This window comes from Citreicoccus inhibens (assembly GCF_019039035.1).
Classification (GTDB): Bacteria; Myxococcota; Myxococcia; order Myxococcales; family Myxococcaceae; genus Citreicoccus; species Citreicoccus inhibens.
The window spans coordinates 137274-155190 of record NZ_JAHNZT010000014.1; the positions used below are offsets into that span (position 1 = coordinate 137274).

The window sequence follows — 17917 nt, forward strand, 5'->3', positions numbered from 1 at the left end:
CAGGGTCCGTCGCGCCCGGGGCCGGTGCAACGTGTGCCCGGACGCTCCCCCCTGCTTGGGGAACGAGCCGGGTGTTCAGGACGTGCGGCGCCAGCGCGCGCGGCGGAGCGAGCTGGCGACCCCCTGCCGGGGTGGAAGGGCGGACGATGTCCCGGGACCCCTTGGCCATGGTCCGTTCCCCGGCGCGTCCCCACATTCCGCGCGAGGCGGTGCGCGGAGGAGTGTCGACGATGCTTTGCGAGAACTGCAGGTCCCGGCCGGCCGTGGTCATCCTCAAGCAGCGCGCGGGAGGTCGGGAGGCCACGCTCAACCTCTGCAACCACTGCGCGAGCGCCATGGGCATGAACTCCGGCTCGCTCGGACCCAACGGGTTCGGCGGCCTGGAGAGCCTCGTCGAGCAGATGATGGGGCCGCGTCCCAGAGGGCGCGAGAGCCTGCTGGCCCAACTCTCCGAGATGGCTCAGCAGGTCCTGGAGAACGCCGCGCGCCTCACGCTGGAGTGGGGTTACGAACGCATGCGCAGCGAGCACCTCCTGCTCTCCATCCTGCGCAACGTCCCAGAGCTGCGTGAGTTGCTCAAGTCCATGGGGGCGCCCGTGGACTCCTACGAATCCCAGCTCGAGGGTGTCATGCCTCGCCGCGAGCCGAGGCGCGCCAAGGGCGTGGGACTGTCCTCGGGCGTCAAGCGCGTGCTGCAAATCTCCCGCTTCCAGGCCATCCAGATGGGGCACACCTTCATCGGCCCCGAGCACCTGCTGTTGGCCATCCTCCAGGAGGGAGAGAGCTTCGCGTCTCAGTTCCTCTCGGGCATCAACGCGGATGAGCTGCGCCAGCGGCTCGCCACGGGAGCGCCCGCGGGCACTCCGGGCACGGGCACGGGCATGGGTGGCAATCGACGTGGCGCGGGACTGCCGCCCAACCTCACCCGCTTCACGCGAGACCTCACCGCCATGGCGCAGGCGGGAGAGGTGGATCCCGTCATCGGGCGCGAGAAGGAGATCGACCGGGTCATCCGCATCCTGAGCCGCAAGACGAAGAACAACCCGGTCCTCATCGGCGAGCCCGGCGTGGGAAAGACCGCCATCGCCGAGGGGCTCGCCCAGCGCATCATCGCCGGCGACGTCCCGGACGTGCTCAAGGACAAGCGCGTGCTCGCGTTGGACCTGGGGAGTGTGCTCGGGGGCACGCGCTTTCGTGGCGAGTTCGAGGAGCGCTTCAAGGGCCTGATGGACGAGGTCCGCAACCTCAAGGGGCGCATCATCCTCTTCATCGACGAGGTCCACACGGTGGTGGGCGCGGGTGGCGCGGAAGGCTCCATGGACGCGTCCAACATGCTCAAGCCCGCGCTCGCGCGCGGTGAGCTGCAATGCCTGGGGGCCACCACGCTGGATGAGTACCGCAAGCACATCGAGAAGGACGCCGCGCTCGAACGTCGCTTCCAGCCGGTGATGGTGTCCGAGCCCACGCCGGAGCAGGCCATCGAAATCCTCCGCGGCCTGCGCGACACCTACGAGGCCCACCACCGCGTGAAGATTCTCGACCCCGCGCTGACCGCGTCGGTGGAGCTGTCGGACAAGTACGTCAATGACCGCTTCCTGCCGGACAAGGCCATCGACCTGCTCGATGAGGCGTGCGCCATGGTGCGCTTGGGCGCACGCACGTCTCCCGATCGCCTGGGCGCGCTGGAGGAGGAACTCGCGCGAAAGGACAAGGAGAAGGGCGCGGCGGTCGCGGGCGAGCGCTACGACGAAGCCAGCCGCCTGAAGGGAGAGCTGGAGTCCTTGCGCGCCGAATTGGAGGGCCTGCGCACCCAGTGGCAGCAGAAGAAGGGCGTCACCGAGCCCACGGTGAACCCCGAGGACATCGCCACGGTGGTCAGCGAGTGGACGGGCATCCCCGCGCGCAAGCTCCAACTCGAAGAGGGACAGCGACTGTTGGAGATGGAGGAGTCGCTCAAGCAGCGCGTGGTGGGACAAGAGGACGCGCTGCGCGCCATCTCCGAGGCGGTGCGCCGCGCGCGCGCGGGGCTCAAGGACCCCAACCGCCCCATCGGCAGCTTCTTGTTCCTCGGCCCCACCGGCGTGGGCAAGACGGAGACGGCGCGCGCGCTGGCGGACTACCTCTTCAACGACCAGAACGCGATGGTCCGCCTGGACATGTCCGAGTTCCAGGAGCGCCACACCGTGAGCCGGCTCATCGGCGCTCCTCCGGGCTATGTCGGCTACGAAGAGGCCGGACGCTTGACCGAGGCCGTGCGGCGCAGGCCCTACTCGGTGCTCCTCTTCGATGAGGTGGAGAAGGCCCACCCGGATGTGTTCAACCTGTTGCTCCAGTTGCTGGATGACGGGCGGCTCACCGACTCGCGGGGCCGCACGGTGGACTTCAAGAACACCGTCATCCTCATGACCTCCAACCTGGGCTCGGACATGCTGGGCAATACGCGCGGGTCGCTCGGCTTCCAGCGCACGGCGGAGGGGGCGCGGACCGCGGACGCCCGCGCGGGCGAAGCCGTGATGAACGCGCTGCGCGGCCACTTCCGCCCCGAGTTCATCAACCGCATCGACGAGATCATCGTCTTCCGCCCGCTGGATGCGCAGCAGCTCCGCAAGATTGTCGACACGCTGCTCGTCTCCACCCGGCGCAAGCTGCACGGGCAGAACGTGACGCTGGAGTTGTCAGACGCCGCGCGAGACGCGCTGGCCGAGCGCGGCTTCGAGCCTCGTTACGGCGCGCGGCCCCTGCGCCGGGTCATCCAACGTGACATCGAAACAGAGCTCAGCCGCATGCTGCTGCGCGGCTCGCTGCGGGAAGGGCAGCGCGTCCGGGTGGACTTCCAGGACGGCCACTTCACCTTCCGCACCGAGGGCGGCGCGCCGGAGCAGGAATCGACCTCCGAGCCCGCGGCTCCGCCGCCCGTGTGAGGTGTCTCTCCGCGCGCGAGGGCTCAGGCCACCTTCGCGCGCAGCCGCCCTCGGCGCCGTTCGATGGCCGCGCGTCCTTCGGCTTCAGTGGTCACGAACTCCAGCTCCATGGCCGCCTTGCCGAACAACGAAGCGCCGATGACGAGCGACTTGAGCACGGCCTTCTGCGCGAACCCGGCCCCGTAGCCCACCATCGCGTGGAACCAATCCGGCGAGACGTTCTGTGCCAGATGCGTGCGCGCCGCCGGCTCCACCCCCGAACCCGTCAGGTCCACCAGCACGAACACCGGACCTCGACTCGCGGCCTCCCGGTACATCTCCACCACCTGCTTCGCACCTTCTACATCGAGCGTCCCGCGGAACGTCACCAGGAGCAGATCAGGCGACTCGAAACGCCCGTGACTCTCCCCGAAGGACCACTGCGTCTTGGCTGCTGTCGACACGATGTTTCCCCCCTTGTGCAAAGGCACTCAATCCTAAGGCGACCCGCACCTCGCCACGCAAGTCGTTGCCTCCGTAACGCAATGAACTCTGTCACCCATGGTGAATAGGTAATTCATGTTCACTCGGTGTCTGCGTGTGTTGTCTGCCGGTATTTCCGAGGGTTGTCTTGAGGACAGGGTGAGCCGTGCTGGCAGTTATCGTGGTTTGCGGTGTTTGGTCCGAGGGGAGGGCGTTGTTGTCGTGAGGCCGAGATGCTGTGCTGCGCATGTTTCGCGGCCTGATGGGGAAGGGGGCGCTGGAGCCTTGGGGGCGTCCAGCGGGAGGGCTGAGCATGACGGTGCGGACCAAGGTGCTGTTGTTCGCGGTGACGGCGATTGGCCTTGTCATGGGGATGAGCGCCTTGGTGTGGCTGGGCGCCCATCAGGGCCGTCGCACGAGGGATCGCGCGCTCGCGGCGCAGCGACAGGCGGAGCTCTTGCTGGGCCTTCGCGCCAATGCCACACACTATCTGCACGGGCTGGCGGACACGGCCATCGCGAAGCAAGACACGGTGGTGGTGCGCGAAGAGGCGCTGCGACACGCGGACGGAGACTTCGTGCGACTGGCGCAGCTCGCGCGCGACGAGGCCCGTGCGGCGGAGGACTCGCCGGACGCGGAACTCGAGCGCTTCCGCCTGCTCGCGGAGGGCTACCGCCGGTGGTTGCGTGACACGGAGGCGGGGCTTCACGCCACCGGGACGGAGGACCTCGCGTGGCGTCTGCACGCGGCCCTGCATGTCTTCGCGCGCGAACCCGAGCCGGAGATCCTCCAGGCCTGGGAAGCCGAGCAGCAAGAGACGGCGGAGTTGCTCCAGGAGAGCACGCTCGCGTTCGACCGCGCCCGATGGATGGGGGGCCTGATTCCGCTCGCGGCGCTGTTGCTCGTGGGTGGGCTGGCGCTGGCCATCGTGGTGCCCTTGCAGCGCTCCTTTCGCGCCATCGTGGAGGGCGCGGAGCGCATTGGCCACGGTGACTTCGACTGCCTGCTCCCCGAGGGCTCACGCGACGAGTGCGGCGCGCTCGCCCGGGCCTTCAATTGCATGGCGCGAGAGCTGCGGGACACCTTGGCGGAGCGACAGCAGCGCGTGCGCTTGGAGGCGGAGGCGGTGGGCCGGGAGATTCGCAGCGACAACGCGCGCCTGGAGCAGACCGTGCGCGAGCGGACCACCGAACTGGAGCGCGCCAACGCGAAGCTGACCGAGAGCCTTCAGCAGCTCCAGGCCACGCAGTCGCGGCTGCTCTTCGCGGACCGGCTGGCGTCCGTGGGGCAGCTCGCGGCGGGGGTGGGGCATGAAATCAACAACCCGTTGGCCTTCATCATTGCCAACCTCCAATTCGTCGCGGGGCAGCTCGACAAGGTGGACGGTGGCCTGTCCGCGCGCCAGCGGCTGGAGCTGCAAGCGGCGTTGGCCGAGGCCGGGGAGGGCGCCGAGCGCGTGCGGGTCATCGTCAAGGAGCTGCAGAACCTGGCGCGGCCGGACAGCCTGGACACCGGGCCGGTGGACCTGGGGGCGGTGGCGCGCAGCGCGGTGAAGATGGCCATGCACCTCATCCGCCCGAGGGCCGGGTTGGTGCTGGAGGTGGACAGCGTGCCCGCGGTGCTCGGCAATGGCGGGCGGCTGTGCCAGGTGCTGCTCAACCTGCTGCTCAACGCGGCGCACGCCATCGAGCCGGGGCGCGTGGAGTGGAACACCATCCGCCTGAGCGCGCGCGAGGAGGAGGGCTGGGTGCGCGTGGAGGTGAGCGACACGGGCTGTGGCATCGCCGCCGAGCACCTGGACCGCATCTTCGATCCGTTCTTCACCACGCGCCCGGTGGGCACGGGCACCGGCCTGGGGCTCGCCGTCTGTCAGGGCATCATCGCGGCGCACGGAGGCGAGCTGTCCGTGGACAGCGAGGTCTCACGGGGCACCACGTTCCGCGTGCGCTTGCGGACCTTCGCCCAGCCCTCGCGCGCCACCGTCGAGGCGAGGGGCTTCGCCGAGCGCGAGCCGCTGCCCGCGCGACGTGACTATGAGCGACCGGGGCTGGAGTCGGGGGTGCAGTCAGAGCAGGCCAGCTGAGGAGACCTCAACCCCGGCGCGTGCTGGCGAGGAGCCACTCGAGATAGGGCGCGTGCCCAGCGGCGATGTCCACGCGGAGCACCTCGGGGACCTGATACGGATGCAGCGCCACGAGGCGCGCGCGCAGCCCCTCAAACAGGCCCGCGCGGCTCTTGATGACGAGGAGGACCTCCGACTCGTCTTGAACCTGTCCCTCCCATCGGTAGATGGAGCGCAGGCCCGGGAGGAGGTTGCAGCACGCGGCCCACTGCTCGTCCACGAGGGTGCGCGCCAGCTCCGCGGCCTTCTCCTGCGTCGGCGCGGTGGCGAGCACGAGGATGGCGTCCGTCACGGGGGCGGCCATGGCGCTCAGCGACCGGGGCCGCGAGGCGCGCCCGCGCCGAGGGACGGATGCGTGTCCATCTCCTGCCGCGTGCGCCGGCGATCCGGCGTGTCCTTGGGCAGCTCCACGAAGGTGCACATTTCGCAGAGCCGGCTGTAGATGCGCTCTCCCACGCGCTCACGCAAGAGCTCCGTCTCCTTCACCGCCGCGCGCGCGTCCTCGGTGCTGCGGTAGCCCGTGGGCGCCTGCCGCGCGCTCTTGCGCTCGGGCTCCAGCGAGTAGTTCGTCGCGAACAGCGTGGTGCGGCGCGCGTTGTACCGGCGGGCGATGAGCTCATCGAGCGTCTCCATCTCGAAGGGACTGCCGCGCCCCTTGCCCAGCTCGTCGATGGCGAGGACCTCGACCTCGGACAGCGGCCCGATGATCTCTCCGCCGCTCTTGCCCTCCTGGAAGCCGCGCCGGATGGTGGCGTACAGCAGGGAGATCTCCACGTAGCGCGTGCGCACGCCCAACTCGAGGACGAGGTGCGCCAGCGTTGACGCCAGCAGGTGCGTCTTGCCCGTGCCCACCGGCCCGCTCAGCACGAAGCCCTTGGACGGATTGCCCTTCACGTACTGGTGGGCGAAGTGCATCGCCACGCCGCGCCCGCGATCCTGCGCCTCGTTGAAGGCCCGGTAGTTGTCGAAGCTCGCGTGGGCCACCACGCCCGGCATGCCCACGTCGTTGAACAGCGCCACCCGCTTGCGACGATGCGTGCAGACGCACGGCTCCAGCACTTCGTAGCGCCGCGAGCCCACCTTCTGGCTGAAGGTGGCTTCGCGCTCCACGAGCACGTGCCCCTTGCCTCCGCACACGGTGCAGCGCTCCGAGCACGCGCAGACCTTCGCGCCCGCCAGGTCCCCGCGCCGCTCGATGACGTAGGTGCGGCCCGCGCACACGTCACAGCCTTCGCCGACATTCGCCTTCGCAGCCATCTCGCCCATCGCCATAACACCGCCTCCCGGGCCCGTCAGCTCTCTGCTCGGGTGTTCAGCGCACGCCTCCGCTTCAGGACTCCTGGAGCCCCAGCCGGCGCCGCACCACCGCGAGCACGCGGAAGCGCCGCGACAGCCGCCGGGCCCGCGACGTCATCGCCTGCTGGGCCTCCATGCCCGCCTGGGCCTCACGCCACGCACCCACCCGCTCCGCTCGGGGCATGGCGCGCAGCATCATCAGGAGGGACAGCGCTTCCTGGGCATCCAGCCGGGCAGGCTCTTGCGGAACCTCTGCCAACACCGTCTGCCGCAGCCACCGCACGCGCGGGGCCAAGGACGCGTCCCGCCTCGCCACGTCCTCCAGCGCCGTGCACAGCCGGGCGTGGCGCGTCTCCTCCCAGGTGCGGCTCTTGCGCCGCGTGGCGGTGGGCGCCTCCTCCGTGCCCACTCCCGCCGACAGGGAGCGATACTTCTTGATCTCCGCGTCCACCGTCCGCTTGCAGGAGCGCAGGGAGCGCAACACCGGCTCACCCGGGCGCGCGTCCCACATCGCCTTCTCCGCCGAGCGCGCGATGCCCCGCGCGACCACCTCGAAGGGAACTTCTTCCCGGGCCCAGGACGTCAACAGCTCGGTGTCCAGCGCGGACAACATCAAGCCGGCGCCGCGCACGGCGAGGAAGTAGTCCTGCACCAGCTCTTCGAAACTGGCGCTCTCGGGGAGGAGACTCATGATCCGCGCACGACTCCAGGCAAGGCAGCCGGTCAGCCGGCCGGTCGCATCCCATTACCCGGTGGGTCCGACAAGGCAACCGCCGCGCCGTCTTTTTCACAGCACTTGTGGAAGATTTTCGGCTCGTTCTCCCTCGAAGCGCCCGTCCGCCAGTCTGGGTTGACCCGCCGCGCGGAAACCGCGCATAGTGGGCCCCTCCGAATGGAAATTCCCGAAGATTCCCGGACACTTGCCGACACGGTAACGATCCGGGAACGCCGGTCCCCCCGCCCTAGGAAGACCATGCGCCGTTCGCTCCTCGTCTGCCTCGTGCTCCTGGCCTCGGTGGCCGCCGCCCAGGAGAAGAAAGCGCCTCGCGACGCAGACCTCGGCAAGAAGTCCACCACCAACATCGACAAGTCCCTCGCTGGCGACATCACGCGCAAGAAGGACGACACCGAAGCGGCTCCCCAGCTTCAGTACGATCAGTTCCGGCTGGGCGTGGAGTTTCAGGTCGCGTCCAAGCGCCGTGAGCAGATCGAGTCGCTGAAGAAGATCATCTCCCTGTCCGCGGATCAGAAAGAGGCGCCCAGCCTCCTGTTCCGCCTGGGCGAGCTGTACTGGGAGGAGTCGAAGTTCTACTTCTTCGAGGCCAACCGCAAGGACGACGACCTCATCGGCGCGATGAACCGCAATGACGCCGCCGGTCAGCAGCGGGCCAAGGCGGAGAAGGCCGAGCTCCAGGCGCGCCAGAAGGAGTACGGCAAGCACGCCGTCGAGCAGTACACGAAGATCGTCCAGGAGTACCCGAAGTTCGAGCGCACGGACGAGGTGCTCTTCTTCCTCGGTCAGTACCTCATGGAGGACGGCCAGGACCGCAAGGCGCTGGTGGCCTTCAAGCGCCTCATCGAGAAGTGGCCCCAGTCCAAGTACATCCCGGACGCGTACTTCGCCTTCGGCGAGTACTACTTCAACAACTCCAAGGGGAAGCGCCCGGAGCTGGAGAAGGCGCTCGCCGCCTACAAGAAGGCGGCGGAGTTCCCGGAGAGCCAAGTCTACGCCTTCGCGCTCTACAAGCAGGGGTGGTGCTACTTCAACCTCGGGGACTACGCGGCAGCCAAGGACAAGTACAAGACGGTCGTCCTCTTCGGCGAACTGGCCGGTGCCAACGCGGTGGAGAAGGACCCCGGCAAGAAGGGCAGCAAGAACTCGCTCGTGCGTGAAGCCCGCAGCGACTACGTCCGCGCGTTCGCCCGCGAGGGTGACGTGACGCAGGCGCGCGAGGACTTCAGCAAGGTCGCGACGAATCCCGAAGACCGCTTCGCCATGATGAAGACGCTGGCGAACCTCTACTACGGGGACGGCAAGGACCGCGAAGCGGCCATCACGTTCAACGCCCTTATCAAAGAGAAGCCGCTGTCGCCCGAGGCGCCGGGCTTCCAGGGCAAGATCGTCGACTGCATCCTGCGCATGGGCAACAAGGAGCGCACCGTGGCCCAGGTGCGCCGGCTCGTGAAGATCATGAAGGACGTCGAGTCCTCGGGCGTCATCAAGGACGACAAGGACAAGAAGGCGCTCGCCGAGGCGAAGGAGATGTCCGAGCGCACGCTCTCGAACCTCGCCGTCACGTGGCACAACGAGGGCAAGAAGACGCACAACGAGGAGACGTTCAAGTTCGCGGACGCGGTCTACAGCGACTACCTCACGCTCTTCCCCGAGAACCCCAAGGCCTATGACCTGCGCTTCTTCTGGGCGGAGTTGCTCAACGACAACCTCCAGAACTACGAGAAGGCCGCCGCCAACTACACGCTCGTCGTCCTGCAGGACGCCAAGGTGCTCGAGGCCAAGGATGACAAGGGCAAGCCCAAGCCGGGCAAGCCGGGCAAGTGGCTTCCCAACGCTTCCTACAACGCGGTGCTCGCCTACGACGAGGTCGTGAAGGCGGCCGAGGCGCGCGGCGAGGGCAAGAGCGAGGCGGCCGGCTCGGACATCACGAAGAAGATCGCCATCCCCACGCTGAAGAAGTCGCTGCTGGACGCGTGCGAGCGCTACCTCAAGTACGTGCCCAAGGGTGACAAGCGGGTGGAGATCGCCTTCAAGGCGGCGAACATCTACTACCGCCACAACCACTTCGACGAGGCGGTGCTGCGCTTCAGCGAGATCGCCCTCGGCTACCCGGACTACAAGTTCGAGAACGGGGAGCGCGCCGCGGAGATCGCCGCGAACCTCATCCTCGACTCGTACAACCTGCTCCAGGACTTCGCGAAGGTGAACGAGTGGGCGCGCCGCTTCTACGCCAACGACAAGCTCGCCACGGGCAAGTTCCGCGATGACCTGGCCAAGCTCATCGAGCAGTCGTCGTTCAAGCTCGTCAGCCAGTTGGAGGAGAAGAAGGAGTTCTCCAAGGCGGCCGAGGCATACCTGAACTTCGTGCACGACTTCCCGCAGACGGAGATCGCCGACCTGGCGCTCTACAACGCGTCCGTCGACTACTACAAGGCGAAGAGCCTGGATAAGGCCATTGAGGTGCGCAAGCGCCTGTTCGCCGAGTATCCGCGCTCGAAGTACGTTCCGGACTCCATCTACGCGAACGCCGAGGCGCTGGAGGCCATCGGTGACTTCGAGGACGCGGCCGGTACCTTCGAACTCTACGTGCGCGGCTACGAGCGCAGCCTGAACGAGAAGGGCGGCGGCGTGGTGGCCGCCAAGGCCCGTGGCAAGCACGCGGCGCGCGGTGGCAAGCGCGGCGCGGCGCCTGCTCCCGCCGAGTCCGGCAAGCCCGCCGTGGTGCAGAAGTGGGACGAGACCAAGGCGCAGGTGGCGCTCTTCAACGCGGCGACCTACCGCGAGGGACTCGGTCAGCTGAAGGCCGCGCTCAAGAACCGCGAGCACTACCTGGAGCTGTGGCCCAAGTCGAAGGACTACGAGCAGGTGCTCCTGTCCATCATCGACCTGTACACGAAGCAGGGGGCGTACTCGAAGTCGCTGAAGATGCTCGAGGACTACGAGCGCGACAACGCGCGCTCGGCCAGCAAGATGCTGATGGCCGAGGGGAGGATCGTCGACATCTTCGAGAACAAGATGCACAAGCCGCGCGACACCTCGCGCATGTACAAGCGCATCTCCGACTACTACGACCAGCTCCCGAAGCGCGTGCAGACGACGCTGGAGAAGCCGGCCCTGGCCGCCGCCGCGCAGGCCAACCTGCTGGCCATCGAGCCGGACTGGAACGAGTACAAGCGCCTGAAGCTCTACTGGGGTGCGCCTCCCTCGCCGGATCGCTTCAAGGCGTCCGTGGTGGACAAGAGCCGCGCGCTGGAAGTGGTGCAGAAGAAGTACGTGCAGACGGTGGCCATGGGCGCGCCCGAGCCCGCCATCTGCGCGCTGCAGCGCATTGGTCTGGCGTACGACCACATGGCGGACCGGGTCATCAACGCGCCCATGCCGCGCGGACTGGATGACGAGGGGCAGCAGGCACTGCGCGACGAGTTCGCCAACCAGGCCCAGCCGCTGAAGGACAAGGCCACGGAGGCCTTCGCGGGCGCGGTCGCCAAGAGCCGCGAGTTGGCCGTCTACAACGACTGCGCGGCCCAGAGCCTCAAGCTGCTGCGCACGACCTATGCGCCGGATCGCTATCCGGAGATGCCGGAGGAGAAGGTCGCGCTGAAGAACCGCGAGCTCATCATCGGAGGCGATCTGCTGGTCGCGGTGCAGGACGTGCCGCCGCCCGCGCCGGCCGCCGCCGCCGAGAAGCAGGCCAAGAGCGAGGAGCTGCGCGAGGACCTCTCCGCGCTCACCAACCAGCTGCGTCAGCAGACGGAGTCGCAGGTCGGCGCGAAGCCGGCGGCGGGTCCGCAGGACGGCACCGCGACCAAGAAGCCGGCGGATGATCAGGAGCCGGAGGACTTCCTCTAATGAATCGTACCCATCTCTTGCGTCCCGTCCTCCTGCTGGCGGCCACGGCGCTCGTGGCCTCGGGCTGTTCCACGACGAAGGCGGCGGCCCCCACGGGCCCCACCAAGCCCACCGCGGTCACGAAGACTGGCCCCGAGGAGGCGCCCACCATCTCCAACCGCGCCAAGCTGCTGTTCGAGGACGCGGTGAAGTCCTTCGACGCGCAGAAGAAGGCCAAGGCGTTCGACTACCCATCGCTGGAGCGCAAGTTCAAGGCGGCCCTGGAGGCGGACGCCAACCTCGCCGAGGCCGAGTACAACCTGGGCGTGGTGGCCGAGCGGCAGGGCAAGAACGACGAGGCCCGCGCGCACTACAAGGCCGCGCTCACCACGAAGCCGTCGCTGCGTCAGGCCTCGGAGAACCTGGCCATCCTCAGCCAGAACTCCGGTGACGTGGCCGGCGCCGTCGCGCTCTACCAGGACGTTCTTCAGCGCTATCCGGATGACGCCAGCTCGCGCGCCCGGCTCGCGGAGATCTACCGGCAGACGGGTGACCACGACAAAGCCATGTCGCTGGCGCGCGCCGCCCTCATGCGCGACCCGCAGTCCACCACCGCGCTGAAGGTGATGATCCGCAGCTTCCTGGATCGCAAGCAGCTCGCGATGGCCAAGCTGGTCGCGCTGCGCGGCGTGAAGATCGACTCGTCGGATCCCGAGATGCAGCACGCCGTGGGCCTCATCCTCCAGAAGGAAGGGGACAAGGAGGGCGCGCAGCTCCAGTTCAAGCGCGCCCTGGAGTCCCGCGCGGACTACGTGCCCTCGCACGTCATGCTCGCGCAGCTCGCCCTGGAGTCCGAGGACTACCCGGGCGCCGAGGAGCACCTGCGGCGCGTCCTGCAGGCGGACGGGAAGAACGCCGCCGCGCACCTCGACCTGGGCATCGCGCTCAAGGGGCAGGGCCAGTTCGACAAGGCCATGCAGGAGTACGACGAGGCGGAGAAGCTGGACCCGAACCTCGCGGCCATCTACCTCAACCGCGCCGTCATCCTGCACCGTGTGAAGGACGCGCCCGAGCGCGCCGTGGAGCTGTACAAGAAGTACGTGGCCATGGCCGGCGGTGACGTGGCGCTCTCGGGCGAGGCGCCCGTGTTCGCGCTGCTGCGCGAGGCGGAGAGCATCGTCCAGGCCAAGCGCGAGGCGAAGGCCTCCGAGGATCAGGCCAAGCAGATGGAGGCGCTCCAGGCGCAGCAGCAGGCCGCGCTCAAGGCCGAGGAGGCCAAGCAGAAGCCGGCCCCCGCGCCCACGCCGGGTGGGGCCGCGACGCCCGTCAGCTCGCCCGGACCGTCCACTCAGGCCACGCCGGCCACGGGGACGAACACCCCGGCGCCCGCGGTGGCCACGCCCGCGACCGCACCGGCGCCCACCCCCGCGAAGGCCACGCCGGAGAAGAAGAATGCAGGAGCGGCGGATTCCGAGGAGCCGTCCGACGACCTGCTGTGAAAACGGAAGCGCCCGCGCGTACCTTCGCTGTGGCGTGGGCGCGCGGGATGATGCGAACCTTGAGCGTCCCTGCCAGCCAGGGGACGCGACGTGCGTGGTGGCCCCGCGGGGCCTTCGTGGAGGCGATATGCGGAACCTGCTGATGCTGTGTGTGGCGCTGTCGGTGGTCCCGGCTTTCGCCGCGGAGGAGGGTGGCGGCAAGGGGCAGGGCGGCGCGCGCACGCAGAAGACGACGAACATCGACTTCGAGGACGACACCATCGAGGGTGACCTCACGAAGCCGGATGGCGAGTACGTCGAGGCGCGCAAGACCGTGAAGCACTCGAACCTCATCCGCGTGCGTGAGGACTTCGAGGACAAGGTGATGCAGTCCGTGGGTGAGCTGTAGTCGCACCCCTGGGCGGGAACCTCCCGTCGAATCCGTTGTCGAAGAGCGCAAAAGCCACTCGGGAGCTCTCATGGCCGTTCCGCTGACACTCAAGGTCTTCAAGGGCGACACGCTGGTTGCCTCGAAGGACTACGAGCGCGACATCATCAAGATTGGTCGTCTGTCCTCCGCGCACCTGTGCCTGGACGACGACAAGGTCAGTCGCATCCACTCCGTCATCGAGGTCGCCACCGACGGCACCCTGTCCATCATCGACATGGGGAGCGTCGAGGGCACCTACGTGAACGGCAAGCGCGTCACCAAGGGGCAGGTCGCCTTTGGAGACGAGATTCGCGTGGGCGGCACCACCATCCGCCTGGAGAATCCGGCCGCGGTCGCGGCGGTGAACCTGGCGGCCGCGGTGGCCACCGCCGAGGCGCCCACGGACAAGAACCCCGTGGTGGCCGCGGCGCCGGCTCCGGTCGTCGCGCCTGTGTCGGCTCCGGTGCCTCCGCCGGCCGCGATGGACACCTCGTTCGCGACCACGCAGAAGCACGCGGTCACTGCCCCCGCGCGCGACGACGATGAGGCGCCCGCCGCCCCCGTGGAGTCGGCGCCGCGCGTGCGCACCGTGCGCCGCTCCAAGTCCAATGGCCCCATGGGCGTGTCGCTCCGGCTGCTGTGGGGCGATCAGCGCGTGGGCGAGTTCTTCATCGCGCCGACCAAGGTGAAGAAGCAGTTCACGGTGGGCTCGGCGAAGGGCGTGGACTTCGTCATGGGCGACGCGAAGCTGGGGGCCCCCAGCTTCGTCGCGCTGCAGGCGGACGGGTCCAGCTTCTCCGTGCGCTTCACGGGGAAGATGAAGGGCGAGCTCACCCGGAAGGGCGAGGCGCGCGACCTCAAGGCCGTCATCGAGTCCGGCAAGGTCTCCCACGAGGGCGAGGCGTACTCGCTCACGCTGGAGGCGGACGACTTCTACTGGGTGGACCTGGGCGGCGTGACGCTCGAGGTCCAGTTCCAGCCGGTGCCCAAGCCGGTGGTGGTCCCGCTCGGCGAGAACCTCGACTACACGGCGCTCAACATCTTCCTGGTGATGTTCTTCATCGCCACCGCGTTCGTCATCCACTCGATGAACCGCACGGATCGCGGGGACGAGTACTCGGATGAACTCAACGGTAACGACGCGCGCATCGCCAAGCTGATCATCAAGCCGCCCGAGGCGCAGAAGAACAAGTTCCTCGAGAAGCTCAATCAGCAGAAGGAGAAGAAGTCGGGCGAGATGGCGGCCAAGAACCGCGGCGACGAAGGCCAGATGGGCAAGAAGGACGCCGCGAAGACGGGCAACAAGACCGCGGTCAAGGGCGACCCGAACAAGAAGGATCAGGCCCGCGCGCTCACCGCGAAAATCTTCGGCGGTGGCAAGGGCGGCATCTCCACCATCTTCGGCAGCAACGGCCTGGGCGGCGAACTCAAGAGCGCCATGGGCAACATGTTCGGCGCGCGCGCGGGTGACTCGGCCGGCTTCAACGGCATGGGGCTGCGCGGCAACGGCGGTGGGGGCGGCGGTACCGGTGACAGCATCGGCATCGGTGGCGTCGGCACCAAGGGCCGTGGCGGCGGCACCAGCGCATATGGCACCGGCGTCGGCGTGCTCGGTGGCAAGCAGAGCGTGGACGTGGGCATCACCTCGTCCGACCCGGAGGTCATGGGCTCCCTGGACAAGGAGCTCATCCGGCAGGTCATCCAGCGCAACCGCGGCCAGATTCGCTTCTGCTACGAGAGCTTGCTGAACCGCTTCCCGAAGCTGGGCGGCAAGGTGGCCATCAAGTTCATCATCAGCGCCAACGGCAGCGTGGCCTCGTCCAATGTCGCGCAGTCCACAGCTGGCAACGCGGAGCTGGAGACGTGCGTGGCGGGCCGTGTGCGCACGTGGAAGTTCCCCGAGCCCAAGGGGGGCGGCTCGGTCATCGTCACGTATCCGTTCAACTTCAAGCAGGCCGGCGACTAGCGCCGACCTGGTCTCTCGCTCGGCGAGCGGGCTCTGAGTGGGCCCGCTCGCGTGGTCTTTCCGACCCCCGCCCCCGCGGGTGTCGCGCAACCCCTCAGGCACCGAATGAAAGTCCTCGCTCCATTTGCCCTGTGCGCCACGTTCCTCCTCCCCGTGGTCGCGGGTGCCCAGGAAACCTCCTCCAGCGTCGCCACCGGGGACCGCCCCGCCGTCACGTTCGATGAAATCGAGCGGGGCGTTTACTTCTCGGTGCTGGGGGGCCCCAGCTTCATGGTGAACCCGCCCGCGTCCCAGGGGCCCCGCCCCTTCTCCACCGGGCAGATGGCGCAGGTGGAGCTGGGCCTGGACCTGGGCGAGCGCCTCTCGCTGGGCCTGTTCATCATGGGCACGGTGAACCGGGCCGGCTCGGACTACGTAGGCAACTCCCAGGGCGCCGCCTCGGGTGACTTCTCGACGGTGGTCCCTGGCGCGGTGCTGCGGGCCCACCTGGTGGGCTTCGCGGACAACCAGGAAGTGAAGCGGACGTGGATCTATGCCCGCGCCGGCGCGGGCTATGCGATGTTTACGCCGAAGAAGCTCCTCCCGGATTCCGACATTCTTGTGTTTGCCGGGCCCGGAGTGGAGTACTACACACGGCTGCGCCACTTTTCCGTGGGGCTCGAGGTGACGGGGAACTACCTCGTCTCCGCGGGCACCTTCGGGTTCGCGGTGGCGCCGAACATTCGCTACGCGTTCTAGCGGGAGATTCACGTGGCTCAGGAGAATGGAAGCGGTGGGCCGCGCCCAGGTGGGCGCGGTCGGGATGGGGGTGCGCCGGGCCAGGGGCCGCGCCGCGATGGTCCTGGCGGATTTGGTGGCCGGGGTGGTCCAGGCCGGGGCGAAGGGCGTGGCCGGGGCGAAGGCCGAGGGCGCGACCGCGACGCGGGGCCGGTGGGTCCTGGGCAGCGCGTCATCGCCGAGCTGAGCACCCTGGAGAAGGCGCTGTCCAAGTCGGACTTCTCCGCGGAGAAGGGCCCTCTCGAGGCGATCGTCCGGTCGCTGAAGCCCATGCGGCTCAAGTCGCTGGAGGACCTGGACCTCAACACCCGAGGCCGCCTCATCACCACGATGCTGCGCGTGCAGCGTCAGGTGAAGCCGGTCATCCCGGAGAGCGCTCCGGCCGAAGCCGCGGCTCCCGCGGACGCCCCCGCACCGGAGGCCACCGAGGCCGCCGCCCCGGTGGAGGGCGCTGCGCCCGCCGAGGCTGCTGCCGCCGAGCCTTCGCCGGCCGAGCAGGCGCGCACGAAGTTCAATGCCTGGACGGACGTCATGTTCCTGGTGGGGCGCGTGTGGCGCGCCGCCGGTGACGCGGACCGGGCCGAGACCGCCTTCACGGCCAGCGGTCGCCAGCCGACCGCCGAGGCCGAGGAGCCGGCGCCGCGCACCGAGGAGCGTCGCGAGCGTCCCGCCGAGCGGGGCGAGCGCCGTGACCGGGGTGAGCGTCGCGAGCGTTCGGAGCGTCCCGAGCGCGGTCCCCGCCCGGAGCGGGGCGCCTCGGGCGAGCGCCGCGAGCGTCCCGAGCGTGGTCCGCGCCCGGAGCGTCCGGAGCGCGCGCCGATGCCCGAGCTCACGGGTGAGTGGCCGGAGCAGGCCAAGCAGCTCGAGGGCATGGGACGCACGCGTGACGCGGCCCGCCTCCACGAGCGCAACAACTCCTACGCCGAGGCCATCCGCCTGTTCGAGGCGGGGGGGGACCTGAAGAGCGCCCTGCGCAACGCGCTGGCCGGTCAGGACAACGACGCAGCCCGCCGCCTGGTGGGAACGCTTCCCGCGGAGCAGATCGCCGCGACCCTGGAGAAGGCTGGCGCCTACGAGCTCCTCATGGAGCACTACGTCGCCAAGGGTGACTTCGAGAACGTCGCCCGGCTGTACGAGCGCGCCCGCCAGTTCGATCAGGCGGCGCTCGCGTACGAGCGCGCCAACAAGCTGACCCTGGCGCGCAAGGCGTACGAGCGCGCTCGGGACATGGCGAGCGCCAACCGCATCCGCGGCCTCGAGGTGAAGAACCTGGTGGAGCGCGGTGACCGCCTGGGCGCGGCCACCCTCCTGGTGGCGGTGGGCCAGCGGCGCGAGGCGGTCGAGGTGCTCGGCACCCTGCCGCCGCCCAAGGCCTTCCACTTCATGCAGCGCCTCAAGCTGGATGAGGAGGCCAAGACCCTGGCGCAGCGCGAGTTGGCGCGTGCCGAGCAGGAGCAGAAGCCCGCGGGCCGTGCGCGGTGGCTCGAGTTGCTGGGCGACACCGCCGCCGCGGCGGAGACCTGGGAGCAGGCTGGCCGCAAGGACAAGGCGCTTCCGCTGCACGAGAAGATGGGCAACATCGCCCGCGCGGCGCAGCTCGCCGAGGAGCTCCAGCTCCGCGAGAAGGCCCTCGCGCTGTACACCCAGGTGGGGGATTCCGCCGGGGTGGAGCGCGCGAAGGCGCTGCCCGAGGCTCCCGTTGCCGCTCCTGCCGCCGATAAGTCCGATGCGAGCGAGGAGGGCGATGACAGCGCGTCCACCGCCTCCCCGTCCGGAGAGCAAGAAAGCCAATAATTTCCGTCGGTTGACGGGTTTTGCGTGATTGCCCGGGGGCGCCCGCGGCCGGTAGAGTCCGGTCGCTGGCGCCCTCGTTTCATTCCTCTTATCCCTGGCCCGCGAAT

The 17917-nt window shown here is 68.7% G+C and carries 13 protein-coding genes; 9 read left to right on the forward strand and 4 right to left on the reverse strand.

The window, feature by feature from the left end:
• Positions 1-230 precede the first annotated feature (230 nt).
• Positions 231-2921, forward strand: coding sequence for an ATP-dependent Clp protease ATP-binding subunit (locus tag KRR26_RS18715; protein WP_199723861.1), 2691 nt, complete (start codon positions 231-233; stop codon positions 2919-2921).
• 23 nt (positions 2922-2944) lie between these two features.
• Here KRR26_RS18715 and KRR26_RS18720 read toward each other — a convergent pair whose 3' ends face one another.
• Entirely contained in the window at positions 2945-3364 is a 420-nt protein-coding gene (locus KRR26_RS18720; RefSeq protein ID WP_147423019.1) for a hypothetical protein, read from the reverse strand.
• A 332-nt stretch (positions 3365-3696) separates the two neighbouring features.
• Between KRR26_RS18720 and KRR26_RS18725 the strand changes: the two genes are divergently transcribed.
• Complete coding sequence (locus tag KRR26_RS18725; protein ID WP_217080447.1) at positions 3697-5466, forward strand: ATP-binding protein; 1770 nt, start codon at positions 3697-3699, stop codon at positions 5464-5466.
• Between the two features lie 7 nt (positions 5467-5473).
• Here the strand turns inward: KRR26_RS18725 and cutA are convergent, their stop codons facing one another.
• Genes cutA through KRR26_RS18740 form a run of 3 tightly spaced genes read right to left on the reverse strand, consistent with a single transcriptional unit; the run spans position 5474 to position 7492 of the window.
• On the reverse strand, positions 5474-5797 hold the full coding sequence (gene cutA, locus KRR26_RS18730) for a divalent-cation tolerance protein CutA (RefSeq protein ID WP_120208667.1): 324 nt from the start codon (positions 5795-5797) through the stop codon (positions 5474-5476).
• Between the two features lie 17 nt (positions 5798-5814).
• Complete coding sequence (locus tag KRR26_RS18735) at positions 5815-6777, reverse strand: ATP-binding protein (protein WP_120208613.1); 963 nt, start codon at positions 6775-6777, stop codon at positions 5815-5817.
• Between the two features lie 58 nt (positions 6778-6835).
• Positions 6836-7492 carry a hypothetical protein gene (locus KRR26_RS18740; protein WP_217080448.1) on the reverse strand — a complete coding sequence of 219 codons (657 nt, stop codon included), beginning with the start codon at positions 7490-7492 and terminating at the stop codon, positions 6836-6838.
• A 282-nt stretch (positions 7493-7774) separates the two neighbouring features.
• Here KRR26_RS18740 and KRR26_RS18745 point away from each other — a divergent pair, with 282 nt between their 5' ends.
• The 7 genes from KRR26_RS18745 to KRR26_RS18775 all read left to right on the forward strand — a co-directional run bounded on the left by KRR26_RS18745 (position 7775) and on the right by KRR26_RS18775 (position 17810).
• Positions 7775-11386, forward strand: a complete 3612-nt coding sequence (locus tag KRR26_RS18745; protein WP_236068753.1) for a tetratricopeptide repeat protein — start codon at positions 7775-7777, stop codon at positions 11384-11386.
• A complete protein-coding gene (gene gltE, locus KRR26_RS18750; RefSeq protein WP_120208617.1) occupies positions 11386-12864 on the forward strand; it encodes an adventurous gliding motility TPR repeat lipoprotein GltE in 1479 nt (492 codons plus the stop codon). The genes KRR26_RS18745 and gltE overlap by 1 nt, the downstream gene beginning before the upstream one ends.
• Before the next feature lie 127 nt (positions 12865-12991).
• Entirely contained in the window at positions 12992-13252 is a 261-nt protein-coding gene (gene cglF, locus KRR26_RS18755; RefSeq protein ID WP_120208618.1) for an adventurous gliding motility protein CglF, read from the forward strand.
• A 70-nt stretch (positions 13253-13322) separates the two neighbouring features.
• Complete coding sequence (gltG, locus tag KRR26_RS18760) at positions 13323-15239, forward strand: adventurous gliding motility protein GltG (RefSeq protein WP_217080450.1); 1917 nt, start codon at positions 13323-13325, stop codon at positions 15237-15239.
• Positions 15240-15344: 105 nt separating this feature from the next.
• Positions 15345-15977, forward strand: coding sequence for an adventurous gliding motility protein CglE (gene cglE, locus KRR26_RS18765; RefSeq protein WP_120208622.1), 633 nt, complete (start codon positions 15345-15347; stop codon positions 15975-15977).
• Between the two features lie 25 nt (positions 15978-16002).
• Positions 16003-16203, forward strand: a complete 201-nt coding sequence (locus KRR26_RS18770; RefSeq protein ID WP_217080451.1) for a hypothetical protein — start codon at positions 16003-16005, stop codon at positions 16201-16203.
• Complete coding sequence (locus KRR26_RS18775; protein ID WP_199723864.1) at positions 16170-17810, forward strand: tetratricopeptide repeat protein; 1641 nt, start codon at positions 16170-16172, stop codon at positions 17808-17810. Before KRR26_RS18770 ends, KRR26_RS18775 begins: the two co-directional genes overlap by 34 nt.
• The last annotated feature ends 107 nt before the right edge of the window (positions 17811-17917 follow it).

What these genes read in the sequence shown, in the direction of transcription:
- KRR26_RS18715 (WP_199723861.1), top strand. Translation starts at nt 231, where the DNA reads ATGCTTTGCGAGAACTGCAGGTCCCGGCCGGCCGTGGTCATCCTCAAG.
- KRR26_RS18725 (WP_217080447.1), top strand. Translation starts at nt 3,697, where the DNA reads ATGACGGTGCGGACCAAGGTGCTGTTGTTCGCGGTGACGGCGATTGGC.
- KRR26_RS18735 (WP_120208613.1), bottom strand. Translation starts at nt 6,777, where the DNA reads ATGGCGATGGGCGAGATGGCTGCGAAGGCGAATGTCGGCGAAGGCTGT.
- KRR26_RS18740 (WP_217080448.1), bottom strand. Translation starts at nt 7,492, where the DNA reads ATGAGTCTCCTCCCCGAGAGCGCCAGTTTCGAAGAGCTGGTGCAGGAC.
- KRR26_RS18745 (WP_236068753.1), top strand. Translation starts at nt 7,775, where the DNA reads ATGCGCCGTTCGCTCCTCGTCTGCCTCGTGCTCCTGGCCTCGGTGGCC.
- gltE (WP_120208617.1), top strand. Translation starts at nt 11,386, where the DNA reads ATGAATCGTACCCATCTCTTGCGTCCCGTCCTCCTGCTGGCGGCCACG.
- cglF (WP_120208618.1), top strand. Translation starts at nt 12,992, where the DNA reads ATGCGGAACCTGCTGATGCTGTGTGTGGCGCTGTCGGTGGTCCCGGCT.
- gltG (WP_217080450.1), top strand. Translation starts at nt 13,323, where the DNA reads ATGGCCGTTCCGCTGACACTCAAGGTCTTCAAGGGCGACACGCTGGTT.
- cglE (WP_120208622.1), top strand. Translation starts at nt 15,345, where the DNA reads ATGAAAGTCCTCGCTCCATTTGCCCTGTGCGCCACGTTCCTCCTCCCC.
- KRR26_RS18770 (WP_217080451.1), top strand. Translation starts at nt 16,003, where the DNA reads ATGGAAGCGGTGGGCCGCGCCCAGGTGGGCGCGGTCGGGATGGGGGTG.